Genomic DNA, 14,242 nt, shown 5'->3' on the forward strand with positions numbered 1-14,242 from the left:
GCGCGTGCATGATGGCGCGTGCGCGCGGCGACCGCCAGCCAGCTGCCGGCGCGGCGTCAGTCCTGCGCCAGCCAGCTCTCGATGCGGGCGGCGTCGGCGTCGGTAATCGCCACGATGCGGTAGCCGGCCCAGATCTGCCCCGTGCTGGCGGCCGATTCGTGCCACTGCTCCTGGATGCCCACTTCGATCGGCTGCGACTGGGCCAGCATCCGCTCCGAACCGGGCAGGGTCATGCTGACCTGGTACAGCGCCTCGCTGCGCGGCGCCTGCGCGCTGATCAGCAGCATGCCGGTCATCGACAGGTTGCCCAGGTGGCCGATCGGCAGGCCGCTGATCGCATCGGTGACGATGGCGTTGGCGTTGGCGCGCTTGCGCTCGGCGCGGCGCTGGTCGCTGGTGCTCATCGGCGCGCGGCCTCTGGCGGAGTGGGGTGGCGGGAGGCGGTCGTCTGGCGCAGGCTGCCGGTGAGGCTGCGCCAGGCGCGGTCGAGCAGGCTCTCCGGTTGCGCCGGCACCTCGCAGGCGCGACCACTGGCCACTTCATGGGCCAGTTGCGCCAGGCTCATCTCCTCACCGCGCTGACCGCGCCGGCTGACCAGCAGGCAGCGTCCGGACATCGGCGAGTGCCAGGCCAGCTTGCGCCGGGCGATCGTTCCGGTGCCCGGGTCGACGAATTCGAACCAGCTGCCGAACGGCAGCTCGCGCAGGTGCTGTTCGATGCTCCGTTCACGCGGGCTGGGTGCCGGCGCCGGGTCCGGCTGGGCGGCCGCCGCCGGTTCGTGCTGCGGGGTGGACTGCAGTTGGCCGAGACGTTGGTGCTGCTTGAGCCGCAAGGCGAGGTCGGTGGCGCTGGGCAACTCCACGGCCGGGTCGGGCTTGCCCGCGCCGAGCAGCCGCTGCGCCACCTGCACGGCTTCCTCGACGTGCATGCCGATCTGCTGCAGGCCGGACTCCACCTCCGCCTGCAGTTGCAGGCGGTCGCCCACCGGCAGGCGGCCGAGCAACTGGTCGGTGATCGCCAGCTGCATGCCGAATGCTTCGCTGTCCTCGCCGTGCCGCAGCAGGGTCAACGCCAGCACGTCGGACCAGGCGCGGTCGAGCAGGGCGCGCAACAGGCCGCGCGGCGGCGACTGCGCGAAGCGTTCGGCCATCAGCTCGCCGGCGCGGTGGCGGGCCTGGTCCAGCCGCTCGCGCCCCTGCGCGGCTTCCACGTGGCGCCGTTCGGCCGCCTGTGCCTTGCGCGTGAGCAGGGCCAGGTGATGCTCGATGTCGGCCAGCAGCGTGGTGTACAGGCCGGCGCTGGGCGGTTCCTGGCTGGCGCGGCTGACCAGCTGCTCGAGCTTGGTCGCCAGCGGGCGGTTGCTCTCGTCGTCGCTGCCGTCGAGCCAGTCGTTCGCCGCGGCGGTCACCGTGTCGAGCAGGCGGCGTGCCGGATGCTCGCGTTTCTCGAAGAAGCCGCGGTCGGCCACCGCCATGCGCAGCACCGGCAGTTGCAGGCTGCCGAGCAGCTGATGGGCGTTGCCGCCCTGCTGCAACTGCTGGCCGAGCTGTTCGAACAGCCGCGCGACCAGTTCCACCTTGTCGCCTTGCTCGTCGCTGAGCTGGGTGCGCGGCGCGTCGCCGGGCTTGCCCACATTGAGCTGGGCCAGCAGTTCCTCGCGCAGCCGGGCCGCGCTGCGCAGTTCGCGGCCGGCCTGGTCGGTGACCTGGGCCAGGTGTTGCTGCAACGCGCCCAGCGCGGATTGCAGTTCCTGTTCGCTGGCGGCCCGGCCGACCGCCTGGCCGCTGATGCCGCTCTGGCTGGCGCGCTGCCGCGCGAGCAGGTCGCGCAGGGACTCGAGCACCTCGATCGGCGCGCCGCTGCCGCCGGTCGGGCCGGCTCCGGCGCCGCCGGCGTGTGCCGTGGCGGTACCGGTGGCCGCCGGCTCGCCGGCTGCGCCGGTGCTGCCGGCGGTGGCGGGGCGTGCCCGTTTGCCGACGTGTCGCGGAATCGGGATGCTGCGCAACTGCGGCAGGATGCCGTCGCCCTGCAGCTGTGCATTGATGATGTCGTACAACGGCGCCAGCGCCTGGAGCACCCACTGGTCGAAGTGCTGCAGCAGCAGCAGCTGATGGGGCAGCGGCAGTTCCAGTTCGGCGCTGGCCTCATGGCAGGCCCGGGCCAGCGCATAGGGACCCAGCGGCAACGCCTGGCCCTCCAGCGGCGGCGCACCGACCAGCACCGCCAGCCGGTGGCCCAGCTCGTACAGCACGCTGGCATGGCGCACCTCGCCGCGGGCACCCAGCTGTTCCAGGGCCATCGACACTTCCTGCTCGCCGGGGTCGACCAGGGTCAGCGCCTGCCACGGCTTCGGATGGGTGGCGGGCGGTGCGGCGCTGGCGCGGTCGATGTCGTTGAACACGCTGCCGAGGCGCTCCATGAAACGCTGCGTGTAGGCGGTGCGTCCCTGCAGCACGTGTTGCCGACTGGCGAAGCAGTCCTGCTGCTCGCCGGCATGGTGCGCGCGTTCGGCCAGCGCGAACAGCTGTTTCTCGAATTCGCCCAGGCAGCGGCGCAGAGGTTCCTGCAAGCCTTCCACGCAGTGGTGGTAGCTGGCTTCCAGCAGGCGTTGCGTACGCGCCGGCCAGCGTGCGTTGCCGACGCGGCCGCCCTGCGGCGACGCGGACGAGTGACGTCGATCGTGCCCGACATCCATGCATGAACCTGCCAATTCCCCCGGAGCGGCAAGTCTATGCCGGTTGCGACAGCGATGCCATTGGGTGCAGGCCGTCGCGGTGCGACGTTCAGTCCAGAAATGTGCCGATCACGTCGTTGAGGAAGCGCTGGCCCAGCACGGTGGTGTGCAACCGCTGCGGGTCGTCGTGCAGCCAGCCGCGGCGGACCGCTGCCGCCAGCGCGGCGGCGATCCGCTGCGGCGGCAGGCCGGTGCGCTCGGCAAACGCGGCCATCGGCACGCCATCGACCAGGCGCAGCGCGTTGAGCATGTATTCGAATGGCAGCTCGCCCGCGCCGACCGTGTGGTCGCCGCCGATCCGGGCCGGACCGCCGGCGGCGTCCAGGTAGGCGCGCGGGCCGCGGGTCTTCCAGCGCCGGCGCACCTGACCGCCGGCGGCATCGCTGAGCTTGCCGTGGGCGCCGGCACCGATGCCGAGGTAGTCGCCGAACTGCCAGTAGTTGAGGTTGTGCACGCAGCGCCGGCCGGGCTGCGCATACGCGGAAATTTCGTACTGGCCATAGCCGGTGGCGGCCAGGCGCGCCTCGCAGGCCTCCTGCATCGCCCAGGCGTGGTCGTCGTCGGGCAGCGGCGGCGGGTTGGCGGCGAACGCGGTATTCGGCTCCAGCGTCAGCTGGTAGTGCGAGATGTGGGTGGGCTTGAGCGCCACGGCGCGTTCCACGTCGGCCAGCGCACCGTCCAGTTCCTGCTTCGGCAGCGCGTACATCAGGTCGAGGTTGATGTTGGCGTAGCCGGCGTCCTGTGCCGACTTCACCGCGGCTTCCGCCTCGCCGGCCGAGTGGATGCGGCCGAGCCGGCGCAGCTTGTCGTCGTCGAAGCTCTGTATGCCGAACGAGATGCGGTTGACCCCGGCGGCGAGATAGCCGTCGAAGCTGCCGTGCTCGACCGTGCCGGGGTTGGTCTCCAGGGTGATCTCGACATCGTCCGCCAGCGGCAGCCGCTCGCGCACGCCGTCAAGCAGGCGCGCGATCAGCTCCGGCGCGAACAGGCTGGGCGTGCCGCCGCCGAAGAACACGCTGACGACCGGGCGGCCTTCGAGTGCCGGCGCGAAATCCGCGCGATCGGCGTCGAGGTCGGCCAGCAGGTGGTCGATGTACTGGGCATACGGCGGTGGTTCGCTGCGCAGGCCGTGCGAGTTGAAGTCGCAGTACGGGCACTTCTTCACGCACCACGGCATGTGCACGTACAGCGACAGCGGCGGTGCGATGAGGCTCATGGGCGAAGTTCGCGCAGCCGGTCGTGCAGTTTCGCCAGCGCCTGGCCACGATGACTGAGGCGGTTCTTCAGCGCATCGTCCATTTCGGCCACGCTTTGCTCGTAGCCGTCGGGCAGGAATACCGGGTTGTAGCCGAAGCCGCCGCTGCCGCGACCTTCGGTGAGGATGCGCCCGTGCCAGCGCGCTTCGGCGATCAGCGGAGCCGGGTCGCCGGCGTGCTGCAGCAGCACCAGCACGCAGATGAAGAACGCGCCGCGCCGTTCGACCGTCACGCCATCGAGTTCGCGCAGCAGCTTCGCGTTGTTTGCCGTGGCGTCACCGTGGCCGCCGCTGTAGCGCGCCGAATACAGGCCCGGCGCGCCGTGCAGGTGGTCCACGCACAGGCCCGAGTCGTCGGCCAGCGCAGGCAGCCCGCTGGCCTGCGCGGCGTGGCGCGCCTTGAGCAGGGCATTCTCGATGAAGGTGTGGCCGGTTTCGTCGGCGTCGCGGATGCCCAGGCTGGCCTGCGGTATGACGTCGAGGCCGCTGCCGGCGAGCAGTGCGCCGAACTCCTTCAGTTTGCCCGGGTTGCTGCTGGCCAGCACGATGCGCGACATCGTGCTCAGCCCTGCGCCAGTGCCGCGCGCTGCGCCGCGACCAGTTCGCCGATGCCTTTCTCGGCCAGCGCCAGCAGCGCATCCATTTCATTGCGGCGGAACGCGTGGCCTTCGGCGGTGCCCTGCACCTCGATGAAGCCGCCGCCGTCGTTCATCACCACGTTCATGTCGGTGTCGCAGTCGGAATCCTCGGCGTAGTCGAGGTCGAGCACCGGCACGCCCTTGTAGATGCCCACCGAGACCGCGGCGACCGCGCCCACCACCGGATTGCGCTTCAGGTTCTCGCGCTTCATCAGCAGGTTCACCGCGTCGACCAGGGCCACGTAGGCGCCGGTGATCGCCGCGGTGCGGGTGCCGCCGTCGGCCTGCAGCACATCGCAGTCCAGTGTGATCACGCGCTCGCCCAGCGCCTGCCGGTTGACGCAGGCGCGCAGGCTGCGACCGATCAGCCGCTGGATTTCCATGGTGCGCCCGCCCTGGCCGCCGCGGGTGGCCTCGCGCTGGGTGCGGGTGTTGGTGGCGCGCGGCAGCATGCCGTATTCGGCGGTGATCCAGCCCTCGCCCTTGCCGCGCAGCCAGGCCGGCGCGCGGTCCTCGATGCTGGCGGTGCACAGTACGCGGGTGTCGCCGAAGCTGACCAGCACCGAGCCTTCGGCGTGGCGGGTGTAGTGGCGTTCGATGCTGACGCTGCGCAGCTGGTCGCTGGTGCGGCCACTGGGGCGGGTGACGGAATTCATGGGGGGTGGCCGGATTGGGCAAGGTTGGACCGGAGAGTTTACCATTGCGTCCTTTCCCCACGTCCGGAAGGCGCCGATGATCCGCAGCATGACGGCCTACGCCAGTGCCGAAACCACCGGCCCCGCCGGCACGCTCAGCTGCGAGCTGCGCACGGTCAACCACCGCTATCTTGAGCTGAGCCCGCGGTTGCCGGACGAGTTGCGCGGTTTCGAGTCGCAGTTGCGCGAACGCGTCGCGGCGAAGCTGTCGCGCGGAAAGCTCGACCTGACCGTGCGTTTGCGCGGCGGCGCGGCGCGCGGCGATTCGCTGCACGTGGACATCGCGCTGCTGTCGCGTCTGTCGGAACTGAACCTGGACCTGGCCGCGTTGTTTCCCGGCTTGCAGGTGCAGCTCACCGAGCTGCTGCGATTCCCCGGGGTGATGCAGCAGGCCGAAGTCGATCCCGAAGCGCAGCAGGCCGCGCTGTTCGAGGTACTCGACCGCGCGCTGGATGCGCTCACCGCCACCCGCGAGCGCGAGGGCGAGAAGCTGGGTGGGATCCTGCGCGACAAGCTGGACGCGATCGAACGCGTGGTCGCCGACGTGCGCGGCTGGATGCCGGAGATCCGCGCCGCGCTGCGTACCCGGCTGGAAACGCGGCTGGCCGATTTGAAGCAGCCAGTCGAGCCGGGCCGGCTGGAACAGGAGCTGGTGCTGCAGATCAGCCGTACCGACGTCGACGAGGAGCTCGACCGGCTCAGCACGCACATTGGCGAGACGCGCCGCGTGCTGGGGCTGGCCGAGCCGGTCGGCCGCCGGCTGGATTTCCTGATGCAGGAGTTCAACCGCGAGGCGAACACGCTGGGCTCCAAGTCGGTCGACGCGCGCAGCACCAACGCGGCCGTCGAACTGAAGGTACTGATCGAGCAGATGCGCGAACAGGTGCAGAACATCGAATGAACGCCTCCATCGAAGGCACGCTGTTCGTGGTCGCCGCGCCGTCCGGGGCCGGCAAGTCGACCCTGGTCAACGCGCTGCTCGAGCGCGAGAGCACTATTTCGCTGTCGGTGTCGCACACCACGCGGCCGCCGCGGCCGGGCGAGACGTACGGACGGCACTACTACTTCGTCGAGCGCGCGGAATTCGAGCGCGAGATCGCCGAAGGCATCTTCCTCGAACATGCCGAGGTGCACGGCAACCTCTATGGCACCTCGCGCACCACGGTGCAGGAGCTGCTGGGGCAGGGCCGCGACGTGCTGCTGGAGATCGACTGGCAGGGCGCCCAGCAGATCCGCGCGAGCAAGCCCGATTGCGTCAGCGTGTTCATCCTGCCGCCGTCGCGGGCGGAACTCGAACGGCGCCTGCGCGGGCGCGGGTCGGACAGCGCCGAGGTGATCGAGCGCCGGCTGCGCAATTCGCGCGGCGAGATCGCCCATGCGCACGAGTTCGACTACATCCTGGTCAACGACGTGTTCGACGAGGCGCTGGCCGGCCTGCAGGCGATCGTGCGGGCGGTGCGCCTGCGCGGTACGCTGCAGTGGCGGCGGCACGAGGCGCTGATCGCCGAGCTGCTGGCCGACGAGGCCGGTTGAACCGTAGCGCCAGCGCATGGTCTTAGCCCGACGCTTCCGCTACCTTGTCCGCTTCCCCCACCGTTGCTGTCGCCCATGAACGAAACCGCCCGCGCCACGCCTGACGACGCTATCCTGGTGCGCATCCGCGGCCTGACCACGGTGCTCAACGGCAAGACCATCTTCGACGCGCTGGATCTGGACATTCCGCGCGGCAAGATCACCTCGATCATGGGCCCCAGCGGCACCGGCAAGACTACCCTGCTCAAGCACATCACCGGACAGATGTACGCCGACGCCGGCAGCATTCACCTCGACGGCCGCGACGTGGCCGGGCTGTCGCGCGAGCAGCTGTACAAGCTGCGCGAAGGCGTGGGCTACCTGTTCCAGAACTCCGCGCTGTTGACGGACTTCGACGTGTTCGAGAACGTGGCGTTCCCGCTGCGCCAGCACACGAAGCTGCCCGAGGTGCTGATCCGCAACCTGGTGCTGATGAAGCTGCAGGCGGTGGGCCTGCGCGGCGCCGCGCGGCTGATGCCGAACGAACTGTCCGGCGGCATGGCGCGGCGGGTGGCGCTGGCGCGGGCGATCGTGTTCGACCCGCAGCTGATCCTGTACGACGAACCGTTCGTGGGGCTCGACCCGGTGGCGCTGAATCAGGTGCTGAAGCTGATCCAGACGCTGAACCAGACCCTCGGCATCACCAGTGTGCTGGTCTCGCACGAACTGCCCGCGGTGCAGCGCATCGCCCACCACGTGGCCCTGCTTTCCAACGGCAAGGTGGTGGCACAGGGCGACCCGGCGACGATCGCCGACGACGGCTCGCCGTGGACGCGGCAGTTCTTCGGCGGCGAGGCGGATGGGCCGATCCCGTTCCGCTACCCGGCCGCCGACTACGCCACCGAGCTGGGCTTTGCCGGAGCGGCGAAATGAACGCACGGGCGCCGCAAGGCAACAATGTGGTGACCCAGTCGCTGGCGCAGATCGGCGCCTGTGGCCTGTTCCTGCTGACCCTGCTGGGGGCGGTGCCGCGCAGCTTCCGCTACCTGCGCGAAACCGTCCGCCAGCTGTGGTTTGTCGGCGCGATGAGCCTGACCATCATCATGGTCTGCGGCCTGTTCGTCGGCATGGTGCTGATGCTGCAGCTGTACCACGTGCTGTCGATCTTCGGCGGCACCTCGGCCAGCGGCATGGTGGTGGCGCTGTCGGTGTACCGCGAGCTGGGGCCGGTGGTCACCGCGCTGCTGTTCGCCGGGCGCGCCGGCACCGCGATCACCGCCGAGATCGGCCTGATGCGCGCCACCGACCAGATTTCCGCGATGGAAATGATGGCGGTCGACCCGATCGCCTACGTCGCCACGCCGCGCTTCCTGGCCGGGCTGATCGCGATGCCGTTGCTGTGCTGCGTATTCTGCGCCATGGCCATCTTCGGCGGCCACCTGGTCGGCGTGACCTGGCTCGGCATCGACAACGGCACGTTCTGGTCGAACATGACCGCCCAGGTCGACGTGCACACCGACATCGTCAACGGCGTGCTGCTGAAGAGCCTGGCGTTCGGCGCGGTGGTCTCGCTGATCGCGGTGTTCCAGGGTTTCACCACGCCACCGACCAGCGAGGGTGTGGCCTATGCCACCACCCGCACCGTGGTGGCGTCGTCGATCGCCATCCTGGCGCTCGATTTCGTCCTTACCGCCTTCCTGATGTGACTGCCATGACCTGTCGTTTTCCGAGGATCCTGCCGTGAGCCAACCGAGAAGTTCCTACGCCGTCGGCACCGGCCTGTTCATCGTGCTGGGCTTCGCCGCGCTGGCCTACCTGGCGACGCAAACCAGCTCGGTGGCGAACGTGCGCCAGGGCGACAGCTACGTCGTCGATGCGCAGTTCACCAACATCGGCCAGTTGAAGGAGCGCGCGCCGGTGAAGATCGCCGGCGTGCGGGTCGGCCAGGTGCAGTCGATCGCGCTGAAGCCGGGCGGCGACGTGGCCGACGTCAAGCTGTCGATCGACAAGACCTATGACCGCATCCCGCGGGATTCGGTGGCGACGATCTTCACCAGTGGTCTGCTCGGCGACCAGTACGTGGGCATCGAGTACGGCAGCGCGAAGCAGATGGTGGCCGCCGGGGGCACACTGGCGCGCACCAAGTCGACCCAGCCGCTGGAAGAGATGCTGGGCAAGTTCTTCGGCGCCGGCGGCGTGGTCGACAATGTCGGCGGCAGCTATGCGGTCAAGGCGGCCTTCACCAACGTCGGCACGCTGTCGGCCGGTGCGCCGGTGAAGATGGCCGGCGTGGTGATCGGCAGCGTGCAGTCGGTGCATGCCGACCCGGTCAAGCTGAATGCCGAGGTGGTGCTGTCGATCGACAAGCGCTACGACGCGATTCCCGACGATTCGTCCGCCGCGGTGTTCACCAGCGGTTTGATCGGCAGCCAGTATGTTGCGATCCAGCCGGGCGGTTCGCCCGATGCGCTCAAGGACGGCGACGAGATGATCCTGACCCAGTCCGCGTTGCAGCTGGAGGACCTGATCGGCAAGTTCCTGGTCAACGGTTCGCCCGGCGACAAGAAAGATGCCGGCAACGGCAACAAATAGCCCGCCATTCCCCGCCGGCTCGCCGAGCCGGCTCTGCCCAAGGAGTTACCCATGTTGCGCAGTCTGGCTCTTGCCACCGCCATCGCATTCGGTGCCGTCATCGCGGCCCCGGCCTTCGCCCGGACGGATGCCGTGGCCCCGGCCGCCGCACAGCAGGCTCCGGTGGCGGTCGTGCAGACCATCGCCGACCAGCTGGCCACGGCGATCGAGGGGCATCGCGACGAGTTGAAGAAGAACCAGGAGAAGCTCATCAGCGTCATCGATGAGGTGTTCCTGCCGCACTTCGACATCGACTACGCCTCGATCCTGGTACTCGGCCAGCATGCCCGCGAAGCCAGCCCGGCACAGCGCGAGCGCTTCGCCCGGGCGTTCTACAACTCGATCACCCACCGCTACGCCGAAGGCCTGCTCAACTACACCCGCGGCCGGGTCAAGGTGCTGCCGTTCAAGGGCGACCTCAACGACAAGCGCACCGTGGTGCGCACCCAGGTGGTGCTGGACGACGGCAAGCTGGTGTCGGTCGACTATGCCTTCCGCAAGGGGCGCAACGGTGACTGGAAGGCCTACGACGTGATCATCGAGGGCATCTCCTACGTCACCAACTACCGCAACCAGGTGGACGCGGAGATCCGCAAGGTCGGTATCGAGCAGCTGATCAGCAATATCGAAAGCCAGGGCTCCAAGGCGCTGGACACGATGGCCAAGGACAACAAGGACAAGTCATGACGCAGACCGCCGCCGGCTTCCAGCTGGATACCGGCACGCCCGGCACGCTGGGCGTGCGCGGCGAGCTGAGCTTCGATACCGCGGCTGCCGCGTGGCAGGCGATCCGCTCCGCACTGGCGGGTGCTCCGGTGTCGCAGCTGGACCTGGCCGACGTGCGGCACAGCGACAGCGCCGGGCTGGCCTGCGTGCTGGCGATCGCGGCCGATGCGGCCCGGCGCGGGCAGACGCTGCGGGTCGTGCGCATGCCGGTCGGCATGCAGTCGCTGGCGCAAGTCTGCGAGGTCGACCGGCTGCTCGCCTGACCTAAGGCCCCGGGCCACGCAAGGAAAGAAGGGGCCGCAAGGCCCCTTCTTCATGTCCGCCGTGCGGTCGCGGTCACTGCTGCTTGCCGGTCTTGTCCGGGTGCTTGTTTTCCCACTGGTGCTGCTGGTCCAGCAGTTCCTCGGGGTCGAAGTTCTGCTCGTCCAGGCCCTGCATCTGCTGGATGATCTCCACCGGCGGGTTGCCGTCGTAGATCTTGTACAGGCGCTGCTGCCGGTACGCGTCGCGAATGAACACGTACGGATCGTAGGCGGACTGCAGGAAGCTCTCCGCGTCGATGGCACGCGAGCGCAAGGTCACCAGATACATCGCCTGCGGCAGGTACTGCAGGCCGTTGTAGTGATGGTTGTTGGCGTACAGGCTCAAGGGGTCGAAGAAGTAGCTGTCGACCGGCAGGCGCCAGACGTCGCGGGCGGTATTGGGGCCGAAGAACGGCAACATCAGGAAGTCGCCTTCCGGGGCACCCCAGCGCGCCAGGGTGATGCCGAAGTCGTTGTCTTCGATCGGCAGGCCGAGCTGGCTGGCCGGGTCGAAGAAGCCGCCGATGCCCAGGGTCAGGTTCACCAGGAAGCGACCGGTGCTCTGCAGCGCCTGCTTCGGGCGCGCCTGCAGTACGTCGTTGGCGACCGTGACCGGCATGCGGATGTTGGTGAAGAAGTCGCTGAACGAGCGGCGCACCGGCGGATTGGTCACCTTGCGGTAGCCCAGTGCGACCGGACGGATCACCGCCTGGTCCACGGCGTCGTTGAATTTGTAGGCGCCGCGGTTGAATTTCTCCAGCGGATCGTCGGTGCGCGGCTTGGCAATGGTGCAGCCGGCCAGCAGCGCGATCGCGAGCACGGGCAACCAGCGGCTCAACTTGGGTAATCGAAGCGGTGAGTGCATCGGTGCGGGGATTCGCGTCGGGGAAGAGTAAGTGTACTGTCTGGTTTTATATCGTGCACGGCTTTCAGCTTGCTTCCATCGGCGGCATCCCGCGGTGCGGCCAGCCCGCCATGATACGCGTCGCGCGCATTGCCAGCAAAGCATCCGCTCCTCTACACTGTCAGGCCATATAAGTCATTTTATTCTCTAAGGATTTCGCATGGCACGCATTACCGTGGAAGACTGCCTCGAGGTGGTCGACAACCGTTTCGAACTGGTATTGATGGCGACCAAGCGCGCCCGCCAACTGGAAAAGGGCGCCGAGCCGGCCGTCAACCCGGACCATGACAAGCCGACCGTGCTGGCGCTGCGCGAGATCGCCGCCCGTCGCATCGACCAGGCCACGATCGACCAGATCGACAAGGCCGAGCGCGAGCGCGCCGAGCGCGAGGCGCTGGAATGGGCCGCGGCCGAGGTCGACGACGACCTGTCCAAGGGCGGCGACGACTGATGGACGGCGGCTGCTGTAGCAAGCGTCCCTGTCGCGCCGGCGCGTCCGGTGCGACGGTCGGCGCACGCCGCGCAGCCACCCGTTACACCTGCCGCGAGGTAGGCGCCTGAACAGGCGCCGGCACCGATGACTGCGGCCACCCCCTCCGCCACGGTCGACCTGTCCGCGCTGCCGCCTTACGCGCTGGCGCTGAAAGAACGCATCGCCTATCTGCCCGAAGCGCAGATCGATCGTGTGCTACGCGCGTTCCAGCTCGGCGCGCAGGCACACGCCGGGCAGGAGCGCAAGAGCGGCGAGCCGTACATCACCCACCCGGTGGCGGTGGCCGGCATCCTGGCCGAACTTGGGCTGGATGCCGAGACGATCATCGCGGCGATCCTGCACGACACCCTGGAAGACACCGAGCTCAGCCGCGAGACGCTAGCCACCGAGTTCGGCGAAGTGGTGGCCGAGCTGGTCGACGGCGTCACCAAGCTGGACAAGATGCGCTTCGGCAGCCGCCAGGAAGCCGATGCGGAAAGCTTCCGCAAGATGCTGCTGGCGATGGCGCGCGACATCCGGGTGATCCTGATCAAGCTGGCCGACCGCCTGCACAACATGCGCACGCTCGGCGCCAAGGACGCGCCCTCGCGTCGCCGCATCGCGCGCGAGACGCTGGAGATCTTCGCGCCGATCGCGCAGCGCCTGGGCATGAACAAATTCAAGGCGGAGCTGCAGGACCTGGGCTTCCGCGCGCTGTACCCGGACCGCTACCGGGTGATCAGCGAACGCATCCGCGCCGCGCTGGGCAACCGGCGCGAGGCGATGGGCAAGATCGAGGCGGCGCTGTCCGCGCGGCTGGCCGCCGACCACCTGCCGGCGCGCGTGGTCGGCCGGATCAAGTCGCCGTGGAGCATCTATTCGAAGATGCGCAACGACCACAAGAGTTTCGCCCAGCTGATGGACGTCTACGGTTTCCGCGTGGTGGTGGACAGCGCGATGAGCTGCTACATGGCGCTCGGCGTGGTGCATGCGCTGTACAAGCCGGTCGACCGCCGCTTCAAGGACTTCATCGCGATCCCCAAGGCGAACGGCTACCAGTCGTTGCACACCGTGCTGCTGGGGCCGTTCGGCGCGCCGATCGAGGTGCAGATCCGCACCGCCGAGATGGATTCGGTGGCCGAGCGCGGCGTCGCCGCGCACTGGGCCTACAAGACCGATTCGGGGCCGGCCAACAGCGCGCAGGCGCGCGCGCGCGAATGGCTGTCCTCGCTGGTCGACAGCTCGGCGAGCACGGTGTCGTCGTCGGAATTCATCGAGAACGTCAAGATCGACCTGTTCCCCGACGAGGTCTACCTGTTCACCCCGCGCGGCGACATCCTGTCGCTGCCGCGCAACGCCACCGCGCTGGATTTCGCCTACGCCGTGCATACCGACGTGGGCGACCACGCGGTGGCCGCGCGCGTGGACAAGAAGCTGCTGCCGCTGCGCGCGAAGCTGGAGTCCGGCCAGCTGGTGGAGATCATCACCGCGCCGTCGGCGGTACCGAACCCGGCGTGGCTGGAAGTGGTCGTCACCGGCAAGGCGCGCACCGCGATCCGCCAGTACCTGAAACACCTGCAGCACGAGGACGCGGTGGATTTCGGCCACCGCATGCTCGACCGCGCGCTGGACGCGCAGGGCAGCAGCCTGGACGGCATCCCGCCGGCGGTGCTGGACCGGTTCCTGGATACCTCCAAGCTGAAACGGCTGGAGGAGTTGCTGTCCGACATCGCGCTGGGCAACCGCATGCCCGACGTGGTCGCCAGCCAGCTGCTGGCGTCGCGCGGGCGGAAAGCCGGCAAGCCGCAGGCGTCGGCGCACGCACACGAGAAGATCCGCATCACCGGCGCCGAGCGCGGCGTGCTCAGCTTCGCCAATTGCTGCCATCCGCTGCCGGGCGACGAGATCATCGGCTACCTGTCCTCGGGCAAGGGCATCGTGGTGCATCGCGAGGAGTGCCCGAACGTGGTCGAGCTGCGCAAGTCGCCCGAACGCTGCGTGGCGATCGAGTGGGACCGCGACGTGCAGGGCGACTACCGCGCCGAGCTGCGCATCGAGGTGATCAACCGCCCCGGCGTGCTGGCCACCGTGGCCGCCGCGATCGCCGCCGCCGACTCGAACATCGAGAACGTGGAATACGTCGAGCGCGATGCCGCCGCGGCGACGCTGCTGTTCGCGATGGAAGTGAAGAGCCGCAAGCATCTGGCCGACGTGATCCGCCGCGTGCGCCGCACCGGCGTGGTCAGCGGCGCCTATCGCTACCCGCTGTAGCAGCGCACCGCGTGCGCGAAAGCCGGCAGGCGATTGAACCCGGCCTTTCCGCGCACAGGGCGCGCTCCTACAATCATGTCCATCTTCACTCGAGGCAAGCCC

Annotated in this window: 15 protein-coding genes; 9 read left to right on the forward strand and 6 right to left on the reverse strand. The window is 68.8% G+C overall.

Annotated features, from left to right (window positions below):
- Positions 1–56: 56 nt before the first annotated feature.
- The 5 genes from RHOOR92_RS0108355 to rph form a co-directional block, all read right to left on the reverse strand.
- Positions 57–404, reverse strand: coding sequence for a PilZ domain-containing protein (locus tag RHOOR92_RS0108355; RefSeq protein ID WP_007509557.1), 348 nt, complete (start codon positions 402–404; stop codon positions 57–59).
- Complete coding sequence (locus RHOOR92_RS0108360) at positions 401–2,695, reverse strand: DUF1631 family protein (protein WP_027490031.1); 2,295 nt, start codon at positions 2,693–2,695, stop codon at positions 401–403. Before RHOOR92_RS0108360 ends, RHOOR92_RS0108355 begins: the two co-directional genes overlap by 4 nt.
- 88 nt (positions 2,696–2,783) lie before the next feature.
- Positions 2,784–3,950: a radical SAM family heme chaperone HemW gene (gene hemW / locus RHOOR92_RS0108365; RefSeq protein WP_007509553.1), complete on the reverse strand. Its 1,167-nt coding sequence runs from the start codon at positions 3,948–3,950 to the stop codon at positions 2,784–2,786.
- Positions 3,947–4,546, reverse strand: a complete 600-nt coding sequence (gene rdgB, locus RHOOR92_RS0108370) for an RdgB/HAM1 family non-canonical purine NTP pyrophosphatase (RefSeq protein ID WP_007509551.1) — start codon at positions 4,544–4,546, stop codon at positions 3,947–3,949. The genes hemW and rdgB overlap by 4 nt, the downstream gene beginning before the upstream one ends.
- Positions 4,547–4,551: 5 nt before the next feature.
- The gene (rph, locus tag RHOOR92_RS0108375; RefSeq protein ID WP_007509549.1) at positions 4,552–5,283 is read right to left on the reverse strand and encodes a ribonuclease PH; all 732 of its coding nucleotides are present in this window, start codon (positions 5,281–5,283) and stop codon (positions 4,552–4,554) included.
- A 76-nt stretch (positions 5,284–5,359) separates the two neighbouring features.
- Here rph and RHOOR92_RS0108380 point away from each other — a divergent pair, with 76 nt between their 5' ends.
- From RHOOR92_RS0108380 to RHOOR92_RS0108410, 7 genes are all read left to right on the forward strand, one after another.
- Positions 5,360–6,223, forward strand: coding sequence for a YicC/YloC family endoribonuclease (locus RHOOR92_RS0108380; protein WP_007509547.1), 864 nt, complete (start codon positions 5,360–5,362; stop codon positions 6,221–6,223).
- Entirely contained in the window at positions 6,220–6,855 is a 636-nt protein-coding gene (gene gmk, locus RHOOR92_RS0108385) for a guanylate kinase (protein WP_007509545.1), read from the forward strand. The genes RHOOR92_RS0108380 and gmk overlap by 4 nt, the downstream gene beginning before the upstream one ends.
- Positions 6,856–6,930: 75 nt before the next feature.
- Complete coding sequence (locus RHOOR92_RS0108390; RefSeq protein WP_007509543.1) at positions 6,931–7,767, forward strand: ATP-binding cassette domain-containing protein; 837 nt, start codon at positions 6,931–6,933, stop codon at positions 7,765–7,767.
- The gene (gene mlaE / locus RHOOR92_RS0108395) at positions 7,764–8,540 is read left to right on the forward strand and encodes a lipid asymmetry maintenance ABC transporter permease subunit MlaE (RefSeq protein ID WP_007509541.1); all 777 of its coding nucleotides are present in this window, start codon (positions 7,764–7,766) and stop codon (positions 8,538–8,540) included. The genes RHOOR92_RS0108390 and mlaE overlap by 4 nt, the downstream gene beginning before the upstream one ends.
- 34 nt (positions 8,541–8,574) lie before the next feature.
- Entirely contained in the window at positions 8,575–9,426 is an 852-nt protein-coding gene (gene mlaD / locus RHOOR92_RS0108400) for an outer membrane lipid asymmetry maintenance protein MlaD (protein WP_007509539.1), read from the forward strand.
- Positions 9,427–9,477: 51 nt separating this feature from the next.
- Positions 9,478–10,152 carry an ABC transporter substrate-binding protein gene (locus RHOOR92_RS0108405; protein WP_027490032.1) on the forward strand — a complete coding sequence of 225 codons (675 nt, stop codon included), beginning with the start codon at positions 9,478–9,480 and terminating at the stop codon, positions 10,150–10,152.
- Positions 10,149–10,454 carry an STAS domain-containing protein gene (locus tag RHOOR92_RS0108410; RefSeq protein WP_027490033.1) on the forward strand — a complete coding sequence of 102 codons (306 nt, stop codon included), beginning with the start codon at positions 10,149–10,151 and terminating at the stop codon, positions 10,452–10,454. The genes RHOOR92_RS0108405 and RHOOR92_RS0108410 overlap by 4 nt, the downstream gene beginning before the upstream one ends.
- Positions 10,455–10,527: 73 nt before the next feature.
- Here RHOOR92_RS0108410 and RHOOR92_RS0108415 read toward each other — a convergent pair whose 3' ends face one another.
- Complete coding sequence (locus RHOOR92_RS0108415; protein ID WP_037115145.1) at positions 10,528–11,358, reverse strand: VacJ family lipoprotein; 831 nt, start codon at positions 11,356–11,358, stop codon at positions 10,528–10,530.
- A 199-nt stretch (positions 11,359–11,557) separates the two neighbouring features.
- Here RHOOR92_RS0108415 and rpoZ point away from each other — a divergent pair, with 199 nt between their 5' ends.
- Both rpoZ and RHOOR92_RS0108425 read left to right on the forward strand, forming a co-directional pair.
- Positions 11,558–11,848, forward strand: coding sequence for a DNA-directed RNA polymerase subunit omega (gene rpoZ / locus RHOOR92_RS0108420; RefSeq protein WP_007509529.1), 291 nt, complete (start codon positions 11,558–11,560; stop codon positions 11,846–11,848).
- Between the two features lie 126 nt (positions 11,849–11,974).
- On the forward strand, positions 11,975–14,140 hold the full coding sequence (locus RHOOR92_RS0108425; RefSeq protein WP_015448763.1) for a bifunctional (p)ppGpp synthetase/guanosine-3',5'-bis(diphosphate) 3'-pyrophosphohydrolase: 2,166 nt from the start codon (positions 11,975–11,977) through the stop codon (positions 14,138–14,140).
- Positions 14,141–14,242 lie beyond the last annotated feature (102 nt).

This window comes from Rhodanobacter sp. OR92 (assembly GCF_000427545.1).
Lineage (GTDB): Bacteria > Pseudomonadota > Gammaproteobacteria > Xanthomonadales > Rhodanobacteraceae > Rhodanobacter > Rhodanobacter denitrificans.

Coding starts and splice junctions, on each gene's coding strand:
- mlaE (WP_007509541.1), top strand. CDS start 7,764: ATGAACGCACGGGCGCCGCAAGGCAACAATGTGGTGACCCAGTCGCTG.
- hemW (WP_007509553.1), bottom strand. CDS start 3,950: ATGAGCCTCATCGCACCGCCGCTGTCGCTGTACGTGCACATGCCGTGG.
- RHOOR92_RS0108415 (WP_037115145.1), bottom strand. CDS start 11,358: ATGCACTCACCGCTTCGATTACCCAAGTTGAGCCGCTGGTTGCCCGTG.
- RHOOR92_RS0108355 (WP_007509557.1), bottom strand. CDS start 404: ATGAGCACCAGCGACCAGCGCCGCGCCGAGCGCAAGCGCGCCAACGCC.
- RHOOR92_RS0108390 (WP_007509543.1), top strand. CDS start 6,931: ATGAACGAAACCGCCCGCGCCACGCCTGACGACGCTATCCTGGTGCGC.
- RHOOR92_RS0108425 (WP_015448763.1), top strand. CDS start 11,975: ATGACTGCGGCCACCCCCTCCGCCACGGTCGACCTGTCCGCGCTGCCG.
- rpoZ (WP_007509529.1), top strand. CDS start 11,558: ATGGCACGCATTACCGTGGAAGACTGCCTCGAGGTGGTCGACAACCGT.
- RHOOR92_RS0108410 (WP_027490033.1), top strand. CDS start 10,149: ATGACGCAGACCGCCGCCGGCTTCCAGCTGGATACCGGCACGCCCGGC.
- rph (WP_007509549.1), bottom strand. CDS start 5,283: ATGAATTCCGTCACCCGCCCCAGTGGCCGCACCAGCGACCAGCTGCGC.
- rdgB (WP_007509551.1), bottom strand. CDS start 4,546: ATGTCGCGCATCGTGCTGGCCAGCAGCAACCCGGGCAAACTGAAGGAG.
- RHOOR92_RS0108405 (WP_027490032.1), top strand. CDS start 9,478: ATGTTGCGCAGTCTGGCTCTTGCCACCGCCATCGCATTCGGTGCCGTC.
- RHOOR92_RS0108380 (WP_007509547.1), top strand. CDS start 5,360: ATGATCCGCAGCATGACGGCCTACGCCAGTGCCGAAACCACCGGCCCC.
- gmk (WP_007509545.1), top strand. CDS start 6,220: ATGAACGCCTCCATCGAAGGCACGCTGTTCGTGGTCGCCGCGCCGTCC.
- RHOOR92_RS0108360 (WP_027490031.1), bottom strand. CDS start 2,695: ATGGATGTCGGGCACGATCGACGTCACTCGTCCGCGTCGCCGCAGGGC.